The sequence below is a fragment of the Halomonas pelophila genome, assembly GCF_040196315.1.
Taxonomy (GTDB): Bacteria; Pseudomonadota; Gammaproteobacteria; order Pseudomonadales; family Halomonadaceae; genus Halomonas; species Halomonas pelophila.
Genome location: NZ_JBEGCI010000002.1, coordinates 256,059 through 268,127, shown reverse-complemented (window position 1 = coordinate 268,127; position 12,069 = coordinate 256,059). Strand labels below are relative to the sequence as shown.

The 12,069-nt window shown below is 70.6% G+C and carries 13 protein-coding genes; all 13 read right to left on the bottom strand.

Annotated features, from left to right (window positions below; translation table 11 throughout):
* Positions 1-831 carry a sulfurtransferase gene (locus ABE957_RS03055; RefSeq protein WP_349757197.1) on the bottom strand — a complete coding sequence of 277 codons (831 nt, stop codon included), beginning with the start codon at positions 829-831 and terminating at the stop codon, positions 1-3.
* Complete coding sequence (locus ABE957_RS03050) at positions 828-3,095, bottom strand: ATP-dependent helicase (protein ID WP_349757196.1); 2,268 nt, start codon at positions 3,093-3,095, stop codon at positions 828-830. The genes ABE957_RS03055 and ABE957_RS03050 overlap by 4 nt, the downstream gene beginning before the upstream one ends.
* Positions 3,092-3,664 carry a DUF1285 domain-containing protein gene (locus tag ABE957_RS03045; protein ID WP_349757195.1) on the bottom strand — a complete coding sequence of 191 codons (573 nt, stop codon included), beginning with the start codon at positions 3,662-3,664 and terminating at the stop codon, positions 3,092-3,094. Before ABE957_RS03045 ends, ABE957_RS03050 begins: the two co-directional genes overlap by 4 nt.
* Positions 3,665-3,695: 31 nt before the next feature.
* Positions 3,696-4,541, bottom strand: coding sequence for a TatD family hydrolase (locus ABE957_RS03040; RefSeq protein ID WP_349757194.1), 846 nt, complete (start codon positions 4,539-4,541; stop codon positions 3,696-3,698).
* A gap of 56 nt (positions 4,542-4,597) precedes the next feature.
* Entirely contained in the window at positions 4,598-4,933 is a 336-nt protein-coding gene (locus tag ABE957_RS03035; protein WP_349757193.1) for a PilZ domain-containing protein, read from the bottom strand.
* A 49-nt stretch (positions 4,934-4,982) separates the two neighbouring features.
* Positions 4,983-5,984, bottom strand: coding sequence for a DNA polymerase III subunit delta' (locus tag ABE957_RS03030; RefSeq protein WP_349757192.1), 1,002 nt, complete (start codon positions 5,982-5,984; stop codon positions 4,983-4,985).
* Positions 5,975-6,628, bottom strand: coding sequence for a dTMP kinase (gene tmk, locus ABE957_RS03025; RefSeq protein WP_349757191.1), 654 nt, complete (start codon positions 6,626-6,628; stop codon positions 5,975-5,977). Before tmk ends, ABE957_RS03030 begins: the two co-directional genes overlap by 10 nt.
* Before the next feature lie 19 nt (positions 6,629-6,647).
* Positions 6,648-7,652 carry an endolytic transglycosylase MltG gene (gene mltG, locus ABE957_RS03020; RefSeq protein ID WP_349757190.1) on the bottom strand — a complete coding sequence of 335 codons (1,005 nt, stop codon included), beginning with the start codon at positions 7,650-7,652 and terminating at the stop codon, positions 6,648-6,650.
* Between the two features lie 34 nt (positions 7,653-7,686).
* Positions 7,687-8,502: an aminodeoxychorismate lyase gene (pabC, locus tag ABE957_RS03015; RefSeq protein WP_432765392.1), complete on the bottom strand. Its 816-nt coding sequence runs from the start codon at positions 8,500-8,502 to the stop codon at positions 7,687-7,689.
* Positions 8,503-8,521: 19 nt separating this feature from the next.
* Positions 8,522-9,760 (bottom strand): beta-ketoacyl-ACP synthase II, encoded by a 1,239-nt coding sequence (gene fabF / locus ABE957_RS03010; RefSeq protein ID WP_349757188.1) that lies wholly within the window; start codon positions 9,758-9,760, stop codon positions 8,522-8,524.
* A gap of 198 nt (positions 9,761-9,958) precedes the next feature.
* A complete protein-coding gene (acpP, locus tag ABE957_RS03005) occupies positions 9,959-10,192 on the bottom strand; it encodes an acyl carrier protein (protein WP_008956801.1) in 234 nt (77 codons plus the stop codon).
* 130 nt (positions 10,193-10,322) lie between these two features.
* Complete coding sequence (gene fabG, locus ABE957_RS03000) at positions 10,323-11,066, bottom strand: 3-oxoacyl-ACP reductase FabG (protein ID WP_349757187.1); 744 nt, start codon at positions 11,064-11,066, stop codon at positions 10,323-10,325.
* 30 nt (positions 11,067-11,096) lie between these two features.
* On the bottom strand, positions 11,097-12,068 hold the full coding sequence (fabD, locus tag ABE957_RS02995) for an ACP S-malonyltransferase (protein WP_349757186.1): 972 nt from the start codon (positions 12,066-12,068) through the stop codon (positions 11,097-11,099).
* Position 12,069: the final 1 nt, after the last annotated feature.

Below are 12,069 nucleotides of genomic sequence, written 5' to 3'. Positions count from 1 at the left end.
TCAGTCGCCGGTGGCGATGGGCCTGGCGGGATCGCGGATCCACTCGCTCCAGGAGCCGACGAAGAGCCTCGGCAGCGCTCGCCCGGCCACGGCGTAGGCCAGCACATTATGGCAGGCGGTGACCCCCGAACCGCAGTAGGCGATCAAGGCGTCGGCCTCGGGCAGCTCGCGGGCGAGCGCGTCGGCGCGCTTGAAGTGGCCGCTGGCGTCGAGGTTGTCGGCGCTGGGGCGGCACACCGCGCCGGGAATATGGCCGGCCACCGGGTCCACGGGCTCGGCTTCGCCGCGAAAGCGCTCGCGACTGCGGGCATCAACCTTCAGCGCCTCCTCGGCGGCGACCTCGTCGACCCCGACGAGGGCCGCGTCGCGATACGCCGGTTGCCAGCCAGACGGCGCCGGCGCGGCGTCCGGGTCACCATCTTCCAGAAGCTCGCCCCCCGCCGCCAGCCAGGCCTTCACCCCGCCATCGAGCAGGCGTACGTCGGGATGCCCCGCCCAGCAGGCGAGCATCCACCAGGCCCGCGCCGCCGCCAGCTGCCCGCCCATGTCGTCATACACCACCACGGGCTGCTGTGGCGTGATACCCAGGCCCTGCAGCACCGCGGTGAAGGCCTCGGGCGCCGGCAGCGGATGCCGACCGCCCGCCCCCGGCGCGGCGGCCAGGTCGCGATCGAGATCGACATGCAGGCTGCCCGGCAGGTGCGCCTCGACCCACAGCCGGCGACCGGCGTCGGGCTCGCCCAGGCGGGCGCGGCAGTCCAGCAGGCGGGGCGGATGGGGGCCCTCGAGGGCATCGGCCAGGGTGGCGGCCGAGATCAGCGGCTCGTTCATGCGTCGACTCCGTCCAGCAGTTCGATGGGGGCTCGGCAGGCGATCAGGCGGCGCCGGCCGGCCGTGCGGAAGCGTACCTCGATCACCGGGTTGTCAGGATCACCCTCCACCACGTCGATCTGGCCCTCGCCGAACACCGCATGGCGCAGGGCCTGGCCGACCCGGAACTGGCCCGGGGCGACACGCCCCGGCTCCGGCGAGGCGGGCCGCGCTCGGGCCACCGGCAAAGCGTGGCCCAGCGCCGCCAGGTAGCGGCCGACGAGCGCGGGGTCGGTGACCGCCAGCGGGGCGCCCGGCTCGGCGGCCTCACTCCCGGCGTCACCCCCACCCTCTGCTCCGTTAGCGACTTCGGCCAGCCGCCGGGCGACCCGCTGGCCGTCCTCCCACGCGGATTCGCCGATGAAGCGGCTGGGGCGGTGCTCACCGCCGTCATGGAGCAGCACCAGGCGCTCCCGGGCGCGGGTGATGGCCACGTAGAAGAGTCGCCGCTCCTCCTCCAGCCGCGCCGGGGTCAGCGGGTTGTCGCGGGAGTAGTGGGGAAAGTCCTCCTCGTTGGTGCCGGCCAGCAGCACCAGCGGCCACTCGAGCCCCTTGGCCCCGTGCACGGTGGTGATCAGCACGCCGTCCTGGCGATTCTCGACCGGACGGCACAGGAGCTCGATGAAGGCGGCGGTGTCGTTGCCGAGCTCGCGGGCCTGCTCGACCAGCACGTCGAGCAGTCGCACGTCCTCCTCGCCCTTGTCGCGCCGTGCGGCCGCGCGCTTCAGCACCTTCTCGGCCTCCACGGCCTCGAGCACGTGCTCGAGCAGGCGGGCCGGCGGCCAGGCCGATCGCCGCGGCAGCTCGCAGAGCAGCGACCAGCGCCGCTTGAGCGTGCGCCGCTGATGGGGCTTGAGCCCCTCCAGCAGAGGATCATGACGTTCCGGCCAGCGCTGAGTCTCGGCCAGCCGGGTGGCCAGGGCGGCGATCCGCTCTCGGGCCACGAAGGAGGTGGGCTGGGCCAGCAGCAGGGCCAGGTGGCCCGGATCCTGGAGCAGCCGGGGCTCCAAGGCCAGGCGCAGGTAGCCGGCCAGGGCCTCCACCAGCGGCAGGCGGAAGACGAAGCGATCCTCCCGGGCCAGCCGGAACGGGATACCCTCGCGCAGCAGCGCCAGCTGCAGCGGCACCGAGAGCGCCCAGCTGCGCACCAGCAGGCAGGCCTCGTCGAGGCCCCGCCCCTGCCGATGCCAGGCGGCGAGCTCATCGAGCAGCGCCCGGCCGCCCTGCCCCACCGCAAGCCCGGTGCGGGGATTGTCGGGGGCGGCCAGGCAGAGCTGGTCGGGACGTCGGCGGTTGGCGGCGATGGCGTGATTGGCCGCCAGCGCCAGGGCATGGCCGTGGCGGAAGGTGGTGGAGAGCGGGTAGTCGTGCGCCGCGCCGAAGGTCGCGGTGAAGTTCTCCAGCATGGTGTCGGGATGGGCACCGCGCCACTCGTAGATGCACTGGTTGGCATCGCCCACCGCCATCACCTCGGCCTCTCGGCCGGCGAGCAGCGCCAGCAGGCGCTGCTGGGCGGTATTGATGTCCTGGTACTCGTCGATGACCACGTGATCGAGGAAGCCCTGCACGCGGTGGCGCAGCGCGGCGTCTTCCTCCAGCGCCAGCAGCGGGCGATAGAGCAGGTCGGCGAAGGTCATCAGCCCCTGCTCGGCCAGCAGCCGCTCGGCGTGCTCGAAGGCCGCCACGAAGTGGCCGGTCTCCTCGCCGAAGTCGAGCCGGCCATGCAGCTCGGCGGGCGAGGCCATCTCGGCCTTCACCAGGCCGCAGAAATGGGCCAGCGCCTCGAGGCGCTCGGCGTCCAGCGCCGTCTCGCGGGCCTCGGGCTCCTCGGCGAGCGCCGCCAGGGTCGCCTGGCGCAGCAGCCGCTCGAGCTGCCAGTCGGCGGTGAGCAGCTGGCGGGGCGCCAGGACGCCCCAGCGGGTCAGGCTGGCGGAGAGCCGATGGCCCAGCGAGTGGAAGGTGCGCACGTCGGGCAGTGCCTGCCCGGCCGGCGCCATGGCCGCGAGGCGTGCCTGGAAGTCCTCCCGGGCCGAGCGGTTGAACATCAGCACCAGTATCCGCCCCGGGGGCACGCCGCGGGCCAGCAGGTGCAGCACCCGGGCCACCATGGTGGTGGTCTTGCCGGCGCCGGCCACGGCCGCGACCCGGGCATGCCCCCGCTCGTGGGACACCACCGCCCGCTGCTCGGCGGTCAGCGACGGGGAAGAGGCGGCGCGTTCGCTCATGGGCCGCCGCCGTCCCGGCGTTCGTCCGCGTCGAGCCGACCCAGCGGCTGCCAGGCCCCGCCGCTGGTCAGCCCCAGCTCGAGGGCGCTCTCGCCGAGCTCGCGGGTCTCGGCCTGCTCCACCAGGCGATAGTAGACATTGCGCCCCAGGCGGGCGGCTAGGCCGAAGCGGATCGGCACCTCGGGGATCGTCTCGCCGGCCGGCGTCTCGCTGAGGGTCAGCCGACACTCATCATCGAGGCGCACCCGGTCGCCGACGTTGGTGGTGAGCCACCAGTCGCCACCCTCATCGGGCTCGGCATCGACGATCAGGAAGGGGCGATCCTCGACACAGATGCGCTGCATCTCGGCCGGGGTCACCAGCCAGTAGTCGCCATCGGGCTCGCGGCGCAGGATGGTCGACAGCAGGCGCACCAGCCGCGGCCGCGCGATGGCCGTGCCCTCGTGGAGCCAGCGACCGTCGGCGGCGATGGTCAGGTCCATCTCGCCGCGCTGGGCGGGGTGCCAGCGATCCACCGGGGGAATCTCGCCGTGGGGTTCGATCTGCGCCAGCAGGGGATCGAGGATCATGGCAGCGGCCTCTGTCGGTGGCGTCTCGGGTCTAGACCAGCCCGGCGCGGGACAGGGCGTCGCGGACGTTCGCCGGCGCCTCGGGGACCGCCGCCCGGAACAGATGGTAGAAGTTGGCGGTGGTCTGGGCGGCGAGCTCCTCGACGCTGATGCCCCGCGCCTCGGCGATGCACTCGGCGACCTCGACCACCCAGGCCGGCTCGTTGGGCTTGCCGCGGTGTGGCACCGGGGCCAGGTAGGGGCTGTCGGTCTCGATCAGCAGCCGATCCAGCGGCACCCTCTGCGCCACGTCGCGCAGCGACTCGGCGTTGCGAAAGGTGACGATGCCGGAGAGCGAGATGTAGAAGCCGTGGCGCACCGCCTCGCGGGCCATGTCGAGGTCCTCGGTGAAGCAGTGCAGCACCCCGCCCACCGCCGGGTCGACGTGCTCGCGGATCAGCGCCAGGGTGTCCTCGCGGGCCTCGCGGGTGTGGATGATCACCGGCAGTTCGAGCTCGCGGGCGGCGATCAGCTGGCGACGGAAGCGCTCGAGCTGCACCTCCCGGGAGGGCACCTTAGCGGGGGACTTGTCGAGATAGTGATAGTCCAGCCCGCACTCGCCGATGGCCACGGCGCCATAGCGCTCGGCCGCCTCGGTGATCGCCGCCACGTCGGGCTCCGTCTCGAGCGTCTGCAGGGGGTGGATGCCGGCCGAGATCACCACGTCGTCGTGGGCCCGGCTGATCTCGGCCAGGGTCGGCACGTCGTCCAGGGTCACGGCGATGGCCAGGAACTGGCGGACGTCACGGGCGCGGGCGGCCTCGAGGGCGGCGGCGAGATCGCCGCCGTGGGTGCCGGGATCGAGGCGATCGAGATGGCAGTGGGAGTCGACGAACATGCGGGGGAATTCCGAAATGGCAGAGTGGGTTCAGGCAAGCGGACCGATGCGGTCCGTCAGAGGGTGTAGGTCGGGGCGCCCTTGTCCAGCTGGCCGGCCAGCAGGGTCTCGATGCGGTCGCGCACGGCCTGGTCCTCGGGGCTGAAGTGGATGCCGATGCCCGGGACGCGGCGGCCGGCCACCCCCTCGGGCGAGACCCACACCACCTGGCCGGTGACCGGCACCCGCTCCTCGTCGCCGGGCAGCATGAGCAGCAGGAAGACCTCCTGGCCCAGCTCGTAGCGCTCGCGGGTGGGAACGAAGATGCCGCCGCGCTCGAGCACCGGCATGTAGGCCGAGAGCAGGGTCGGGACGTCCTGGATGGTCAGCGAAAGCGCCTTCTGTGCGGCCATGGTGTCTCCCTTTGCGGTGCGTCACAGCGGTCGAGGGCGCCGCGGCGTGTCAGGAACGCAGCAGCGTGGACCAGCGTACCAGCCAGGCCTCGAGGGTCAGCTGGGGATTGGGGTTACCGCCCTCGGCCAGCAGCCGTCGCTGCTCGCGGGCATAGTCCAGCAGGCGGAACCAGTCACGTACCCGTGCATTCTTGACCGCCTGGCGGTAGAGCACCAGCAGGTCGGGGTTGCGCAGCTCGGCAGTATCGCCCGAGAGCCCCAGGCGAATCAGGTCCTCAAGCCAGATGATACCGTACCACAGGATGGCGTCGATGGACTGGCGATCCAGGCGGGCCGCCTCGGCCACCGGTTCGCCCCCGCGCATCAGCGCCTCGAAGGTCTCGACCAGCTGCTGGCGCAGCGCCCGGGCGCTCGGCTCGGCAAGCTCCAGGGCGCGCAGCGGCAATCCTCCCGCGGCGCGAAACCAGAAGCGGGCCTCCTCCTCTCCCCCCAGCTGCTCGGTCAGCCAGGGCCGACAGTCGGCCTCCGCCGGCACCGGCAGGCTCCAGTGCTGGCAGCGCGAGCGGATGGTCGGCAGCAGCCGCGAGGGGATGTCGGAGAGCAGCACGAAGAGGGTGCGCCCGCCCGGCTCCTCGAGACTCTTGAGCAGTGCGTTGGAGGCCGCCACGTTCATCGCCTCGGCCGGGGCGATGGTGATCACCCGATAGCCGCCCTGCTGAGCGGTCTGGGCGACGAAGGCGTTGACCTCGCGTACCGGACCGATGCGGATCAGCCGCTTGCCCTCCTCCGGCGCCACCCGCAGCAGGTCCGGATGATAGCCCGAGGCCAGCATGTGACAGGCGTGGCAGCCCCCGCAGGCGAACTCCCCGGGCGAGGCGCAGAGGGTACGGGCCACCAGCGCCTCGGTCAGCGAGTGCTTGCCGATGCCGTGGCCCCCGGAGATCAGCAGGGCATGGGGCAGCCGGCCGTCGGCGGCCAGCCTGACGAGCTCGCGCCAGCGTGGCATCAGCCAGGGCAGCGGGCGTGGCACCTCGACGGACGTCATCGCCATGCGGCCATCCGCGCGTCCAGGCGGGCCAGCAGCTCGGCGCGCACCGCGTCGATGGCGGCGCCGGCATCGATCACCGCCACCCGCTCGGGGGCGGCCTCGGCGCGGGCGAGGTAGGCGCGACGCACCGCCTCGAAGAAGTCGCCACGCTCGCGCTCGAAGCGGTCGCGCACCTCGCCCTGACCCTCGAGGCGACCGTCCAGGCGCCGCTGGGCGGCCTCCATGGACATGTCCAGCAGCAGGGTGAGATCGGGCTCGAGGCCCTGCTGGACGAAGGCCTCAAGTTCGGCGATGCGGGCGGCGTCGAGGCCGCGCCCGCCGCCCTGGTAGGCGTAGGTGGCGTCGGTGAAGCGGTCGCAGACCACCCAAGCACCGCGCGCGAGGGCCGGCTTGACCACCCGCGCCAGGTGCTGGGCGCGGGCGGCGAAGACCAGCAGCAGCTCTGCGTCCGGGTCGAGGGGCTCCTCCTCGACGGGGTCCAGCAGCAGCCGGCGGATGTCTTCCGCCCGGGGGGTGCCGCCGGGCTCGCGGGTCGCCACCACCTCGTGCCCGTGGGCCCGCAGGTGATCGACCACCAGGGCGAGGTTGGTGGACTTGCCCACCCCCTCGCCGCCTTCCAGGGTGATGAATCGTCCGCGCTCGGTCATGTGGGATGCCGCTCCATGGTCAGCGATTGCGTATATACCGGTTCACCGCGTTGTTGTGCTCGCGCAGGGTGCGCGAGAAGTGGTGGGTGCCGTCGCCGCGGGCGACGAAGTAGAGCGTCTTGCCCTCGGCCGGCTGCACCGCGGCCTCCAGGGCGGCGCGCCCCGGCAGGGCGATCGGCGTCGGCGGCAGCCCGTCGATCACATAGGTATTGTAGGGCGTCGGCTCGCGCAGGTCGGCCCGGGTGATGTTGCCTTCGTAGCGCTCGCCCATGCCGTAGATCACGGTGGGGTCGGTCTGCAGGCGCATGCCGCGCTCCAGGCGGCGCTTGAAGACGCCGGCGATCTCGGGCCGCTCCTCGGGCGCGCCGGTCTCGCGCTCGATCAGCGAGGCCATGATCAGCGCCTGGTAGGCAGTCTCCAGCGGCAGGTCCTCGTCGCGCCCTTCCCAGACGCTCTCAAGGGTACTCTCCATGCGCTCGAGGGCCTGGCGCAGGATCTCCAGGTCGCTGAGCCCCTTGTGATAGCGGTAGGTATCCGGGAAGAACCAGCCCTCGGGGTGGCGCTCCTCCCGGTCGAGCAGCGCCATCACCTCGGCGTCATCAAGCTCCTGGGTGCGGTGCTCGAGCTTGGGCGCCTCGTCGAGGGCCTCGCGCATCTGGGCGAAGGTCCACCCCTCGGGGATGGTCAGCGAATAGGTGACTACCTCGTGGCTGCCCAGCAGCGCCAGCAGCTCGCGGCCGCTCATCCCGGGCTCGAGGCGATACTCGCCGGGGCGCAGGTCGGGCAGGCTCTCGGGCTCCAGGCGCGCCAGCAGGCGAAAGGCCCAGACCTCCTCGAGGATGCCGCGCTCGGCCAGCTCGCCGACCACGCGATGGTAGCCGGCGCCGGCCGGCACCTCGTAGAGCGTCGGCGTCTCGAGGGCGATCGGTGCCTCGAGGCGCGACTGCCAGTAGCGGTGGCCGGCGAACAGCGCCAGGCCCGCCAGCACGGCCAGCACCAGCAGGATCTTCAGCAGACGCAGCATGCGTGTCCTCGTTCCGTCATCACGACTCATTCGTTCATTGGGTAAAAGCGGGGTGGCCCAGCGCCTCATGTGCCAGGGCCTGCAGGGGACGATGGAGCGGCCCAACGCTCCAGTGGCGCAGGGGGTTGCCCTCGGGATCGTCGAGCCTCGCCACCGGCCAGAGCCCCTGCAGCGAGTTACCGAGCCATAGCGCCTCGACCTCATCCAGCACCGCGGGGAAGGCCTCGACCTCCCGGATCGGCGCTCGCTCGAGCAGCGCCGCGCGCAGGGTGCCGGCCACGCCGCAGCGGTCGAGCCGAGGGGTCTCGAGGACGCCGTCGCGCTGCCAGAAGAGGTTCATGCAGGTGGCCTCCACCAGCCGTCCCTCACTGTCGCAGACCAGGCCTTCGGCCGTGTCGGCGTCCGACCACTCAGCGCGAGCCAGGACGTTCTCGAGGCGATTGAGGTGCTTGAGGCCGGCGAGCAGGGGCTGGGTGCCGAGCCGCAGCCGGCAGTGGCGCACCCGCACGCCCTCTCGCCAGCGCTCAGCACTGGGAACGAACGGGCCGAGCCGCCAGCGCAGCTGGGGGGCGGGCGTGTCAGGGGGCGCATAGCCGCGCCCGCCGCTGCCGCGGGTCAGGATCAGCTTGAGCACCGAGAGCCCCTCGCCGGCCTCGACCAGTGGCGCTTCCAGATGCTCCCGAGCAGGAAGCGGAATCCTCAGCACCCGACAGCCTCGAGCGAGGCGCGCCAGGTGCTGCTCCCACAGCAGCGGGGTGCCGTCACGCACGAGGACGGTCTCGAAGAGACCATCTCCGTAGGCGACGCCGCGATCCTCCAGCGGCCAGTCGCTGTTCGCCGCCTCTGCTATCACGACGCCTCCCCCGGGCTCACACCTTGCTGAAGATCAGCGTGCCGTTGGTGCCGCCGAAACCGAAGGAGTTCGACAGGCTGACATCGATCTTCATCTCGCGCGCGGTGTGCGGCACGTAGTCGAGACGGCAGCCTTCCTGGGGGTTGTCCAGGTTGATCGTCGGCGGCGCGACCTGATCGCGGATCGCCAGGATGCTGAACACCGCCTCCACGGCGCCGGCCGCACCCAGCAGGTGACCGATCATCGACTTGGTGGAGCTCACCGCCACCGACTGGGCGGTGTCGCCCATCACCTTCTCGACGGCCCGGCTCTCGGCCAGGTCGCCGGCCGCGGTTGAGGTGCCGTGGGCGTTGATGTAGTCGACGGCGGAGGGATCGATGCCGGCATCCTTGATGGCATTGCTCATGGCACGAGCCGCCCCGCGGCCGTCTTCCGGCGGCGCCGTCATGTGGTAGGCGTCGTCGCTCATGCCGAAGCCGGTGAGCTCGGCGTAGATGGTCGCCCCGCGGGCCTTCGCCTGCTCGTACTCCTCGAGCACGATCACCCCGGCGCCATCGGAGAGCACGAAGCCGTCGCGGTCCCGGTCCCAGGGGCGGCTCGCCGCCTCGGGATCGTCGTTGCGGGTGGACAGCGCGCGGGCCGCCGAGAAGCCGCCGAGGCCCAGCGGGGTGGTCGCCATCTCGGCGCCGCCACAGACCATCACGTCGGCGTCGCCATAGGCGATGGTGCGGGCGCTATAGCCGATGTTGTGCGTACCGGTCGTGCAGGCGGTGGTAATCGCGATGTTGGGGCCGCGGAAGCCGTGCTGGATCGCCAGGTTGCCGGAGATCATGTTGATGATCGAGCCCGGCACGAAGAACGGCGAGATCCGGCGCGCCCCGCCCTTGTTGAGGGCATTGTGGTTGTTCTCGATCATCGGCAGGCCGCCGATGCCCGAGCCGATCGCCACGCCGATACGATCGGCGTTCTCTTCGGTGCACTCGATTCCCGCATCGGCGATCGCCTGGCCGCCCGCCGCCATCCCGTACTGGATGAACAGGTCCATCTTGCGGGCGTCCTTGGGATTGAGATAAGGACTGATGTCGAAGTCCTTCACCGACCCGCCAAAGCGCGTATTGAAGGCGCTGACATCGAAGTGTTCGATGGGGGCGACACCGCTCTTGCCGGCCAGGATATTGGCCCAGCTCTCCTTGACGGTATTTCCCACCGGCGTGACCAGACCGAGCCCGGTCACCACAACCCTTCTACGAGCCATCAGCTTTCCTCCAGACAACCTTGGTGACACGACCCCATCGCGGGATCGTCATTGCGCGCATTATACCCGAGTCTCCCCGACCTGTGCGGGCTCGGCAAGTTCCCGACGCGCATAGCACGAGAGCCGTCCTGCCACGGCAGGACGGCTCTCCTCGGGGCACGGCCCCGGACGCTTCAAGAAGCGGTATCGACCGCCACCTTACTGGTGGGCGTTAACGTAGTCGATGGCTTCCTGAACGGTGGTGATCTTCTCGGCTTCCTCGTCGGGAATCTCGGTGTCGAATTCTTCTTCGAGCGCCATCACCAGCTCGACGGTGTCCAGGGAATCCGCGCCGAGGTCCTCGGTGAAGGAAGAGGAGTTCTGGATGTCTTCTTCCTTGACGTTCAGACGCTCAGCCACAACCTTCTTAACGCGCTCTTCGATGGTGCTCATTATGACTACTCCAGTCGTTCACATTGGCCGTTCGGAAACCAGCCGTTAAAGATCCAGATCCGCTAGCCGGAAGCTGCGGCGTAGTTTATAGACGCCCCGGGGTCGGCGCAACCGCCTCCCACCGATGGCCTCAACGCATGTTCATGCCGCCGTTGACATGCAGGGTCTCGCCGGTGATATAGCCCGACGTCTCGCCGGTCAGGAAGCCCACCGCCGCCGCGATCTCCTCGGGATCACCGAGCCGAGAAAGGGGAATCTGGCCGAGCAGCATCTTGTGCTGCTCTTCGGGCAGCGCCTCGGTCATGTCGGTGGCGATGAAGCCGGGTGCCACCGCATTGACGGTGATGGCGCGCGAGGCGACCTCACGAGCCAACGCCCGGGTGAAGCCCTCCATGCCGGCCTTGGCGGCAGCATAGTTGGTCTGCCCCAAGTTGCCCATGGTGGCCACCACCGAGCTAATCGAGACGATACGTCCGAAGCGCGCCCGGGTCATGCCGCGCAGGCACGCCTTGCTGACGCGATAGACGGACTTGAGATTGGTGTCGATCACCGAATCCCACTCGTCCTCCTTCATGCGCATCAGCAGGTTATCGCGGGTAATGCCGGCGTTGTTGACCAGGATGGTGGGCGCACCGAACTCATCGGTGATCGCCTTGATCAGTGCATCGACGCTGGCCTGGTCGGTGACGTCCAGCTTGCGGCCGCCCCCTTCGATGCCCGCCGCGGCGAGATCCGCATCGATCCGCTCGGCGCCGGCATCGCTGGTGGCGGTGCCGATCACGATGCGACCCTGGCGCCCCAGCTCGTGGGCGGTGGCGCGGCCGATGCCGCGACTGGCCCCGGTGATCAGGGCGACTCTACGCTCGGTTGTCATGGTCTCTTCCGTCTACGTCCTGAAGATGGATCAGCCATTGGCCGACGGCGACTGGCCGGCGGCTTCCCTGGCCAGTTCGAGGGCCGCGGAGAGGCTGTCCGGATCATTGACCGCCAGCCCCTTGCTGCCCCGTGCAATGCGCTTGTTGAGGCCGGTGAGCACCTTGCCGGGCCCGCACTCGATGAGCACTTCGGCGCCCTTGCTAGTCATGGCCTCGATGCAGGAGGTCCAGCGTACCGGCTGATAGAGCTGCTCGATCAGTCGGGTGCGCAGGGTCTCCACGTCGGCATGCGCCTGGGCATCCACGTTCTGATAGACCGTGTAGCGCGGCGAGCGCAGCTCGATCTCCTCCATGGCCGCGGCCAGCCGCTCGGCGGCCGGACGCATCAGGTCACAGTGGGAGGGTACCGACACGGGCAGCGGCATGGCGCGCTTCGCCCCGGCCTCCTGACAGGCCACGATGGCACGCTCGACCGCCGCCTTGCTGCCGGCGATCACCACCTGACCGGGGGCATTGTAGTTGACCGCGGCAACCACGTCGCCGTCCGCGGCGCGGGCGCAGGCCTGCTCGACGGCAGCGTCGTCCAGGCCGAGGATCGCCGCCATGGCGCCCTCACCCACCGGGACCGCCGCCTGCATCGCCTCGCCGCGCAGCTTCACCAGCCGCACGCCCTCGGCGAAGGTCAGGGCACCGGCACACACCAGGGCACTGTACTCGCCCAGGCTGTGACCGGCCATGGCCGAGGGCCTCGGCCCTTCCAGCTCCTGCCAGACGCGCCAGATCGAGACGCTGGCCGTGAGCAGCGCCGGCTGGGTGCAGGCCGTTGCGTTGAGCGCCTCGGCCGGGCCTTCCTGAACCACCTGCCAGAGGTCGTACCCCAGGGCGTCGGAGGCCTCCTCGAAGGTGGTGCGCACCACGCTGTAGCGCTCCGCCAGCTCGCGCAGCATGCCGATCTGCTGCGAGCCCTGCCCGGGAAAGATGAGGGCAAGGGATTGTGTCATG